The organism is Bradyrhizobium sp. 179 (assembly GCF_023073535.1).
Classification (GTDB): domain Bacteria; phylum Pseudomonadota; class Alphaproteobacteria; order Rhizobiales; family Xanthobacteraceae; genus Bradyrhizobium.
Map to the genome: position 1 here is coordinate 1 of NZ_JADPJR010000014.1, position 1967 is coordinate 1967.

General features: G+C 59.2%; 2 protein-coding genes. Both read right to left on the reverse strand.

Annotated elements, in window-relative coordinates; all coding sequences use genetic code 11:
* Positions 1 to 224: 224 nt before the first annotated feature.
* A complete protein-coding gene (locus tag IVB12_RS03310; protein WP_247295627.1) occupies positions 225 to 1616 on the reverse strand; it encodes a serine hydrolase in 1392 nt (463 codons plus the stop codon).
* A gap of 167 nt (positions 1617 to 1783) precedes the next feature.
* The coding region (locus IVB12_RS03315) for a transposase (RefSeq protein ID WP_247295629.1) at positions 1784 to 1967 on the reverse strand (184 nt) is incomplete at its 5' end.

Sequence of the window (1967 nt, forward strand, 5' to 3'; positions counted from 1 at the left end):
AGATGGAGAAGCAATCCATTCTTGTTTAGATGGAGCCGCTCGCGTCTGTTACCTATGGTTGCTGGTAGATTGATTGGACGCTACGACCGCTTCTGGCCCATCGTGTCGGTTAGCCGGTGCCCCATCACTTCCGAATCTAAGGGTAGACCGGACTTCGCCCGAGCCGGTCTAAACCGTCGCGAATGACCCTGAACGCACATCGCGAGCCGATTGCTGCATGCAGATCACTGAGGCAGCGCCACCCCGGCGATTTGCATGACGCCAAGCTGGTCGAACAACTCAATCTGCTCACCGTTCAGCACTGGAATGTAGCAACGACGTCTAGCAGACGAGATCAAGATACAGAGCTTATCCTCCGTCACCGCCCAAGTCCCGATTGCAGGTCCAAAGGACTCGTCCCAGCGCGGATAAGTCATCCGGCCGTCGGGCTCGAATCGCTTGGATAACGGACCATTCTTAAGCTTTGGGCCGAAGCTGATCGTCCTGCCCTTGAATCTTGCGGCCAGGGTTTCACCTGTCGGTCTTTCGCCGGTTGCTGCGGTGAGCGAAGCATCGGGCCCCGGATCATAGCCATCGGCCTTCAGGATGAGCCAGAAGAGCCTGGCCATGTTGCGAAGTGAAGGTTCGACGTAGGGCGCATCGCGGTCGACACGATGCACCACGACAAGGTCGAGTGCGGGTACGACTAAGGCGTATTGGCCGCCGGCACCTTGGGCCATAAAACTGCCCTCGGGCAAAGTCACCGTAGGCGCAACGTCACCGCCCAGAAAACCGATCCACCAGAGATAGCCATAGCCCATCCCGAACGCTGCTTTCGAATAGCTGCGCGTGCTATCTTCCACCCACTCCCGCGGCACGATCTGGTGTCCGGCCCAATTGCCTTTGTGAAGGTAGAGAAGTGCAAAACGCGCCAAGTCCCGTGCGCTCATGCGGACCTCATAGGCGGGGTGGATAGACGCTCCGCCGCGGATGTAGCTGCCATGCTGTTGCCGGTAGTCTTGCATGCCGATTGGCTTTGCGATCTTTTGGTCGAGCGCCTCGAAGAGCCCGGTGTTAGTTGCGTGCTCGTAGATCGTGCCTAGCGCGTTGAAGTCCCAATTGTTGTAGTACCAGAAGGTGCCGGGCGGATGGCTGCCGCGTGGCGGTCTCATCTTGGCCATGTCCGGCGTTTCATAGAGTGCCGCGTGGTAGACCCCCGAACACGCTTCGAGGAGTTCGCGCACCGTCGCTTCCTTCTCGATCCCGGTCAGGCCAGGCGGATTATCGTCGATGCCGAGTTCGCCGAGCGTGCTGTCGAGCTTGATCAGGCGATCCGACACTGCGATGCCGATCAGTGCGCTGAGCAGGCTCTTGCGGATCGAAGCGAGTTCCATAGGCTTTGTCGTATTGCCCCACTCGGCCACCACCTTTCCATGCTGAACGATCACAACCGCGCTCGAGCGAATCTGATCCGAAAAGGATCGCGCTTGGGCCAATTCGGTCTCTGACCACCCCAATTCTGCAGGGGTGACGCGCTCCCACTCCGCTGCCGGGAAGCCATCTCCAGCCGTGGCAGGCCCGAGCCGAATGAAAGCGCCGAGCGCCACGACGGCGAAAACAATCTGGCGAATATACATTGGATCCCACGCGCTGCTAGCTTGACCTGATCGTCTCTTTGCCCCTTTGCCGACCTACGGCGACGTCTGCCGATCCGTCCGCTTGTGACCGATTCCGTTGAAAAAGGCCGGCAGTATTTCGTTGTAATAGCTCCGTCGCGACGTGGCCGGAACTGCTCTTACTGACCCTATGCGAGCGTCGGGGTGGGCATCGGGATCAGCTTGGCCATCTTTCGAAGGTTTTGGGCGGTGGCTGCGAGGATGAACTCGTCGCGCGCGCCGTTTGGACCTCGTAAACGCAAACGGTCGAGCTTGAGAATGCGCTTGAGGTGCGCGAACAACATCTCGATTTTCTTGCGGAGCCGGCGCGAG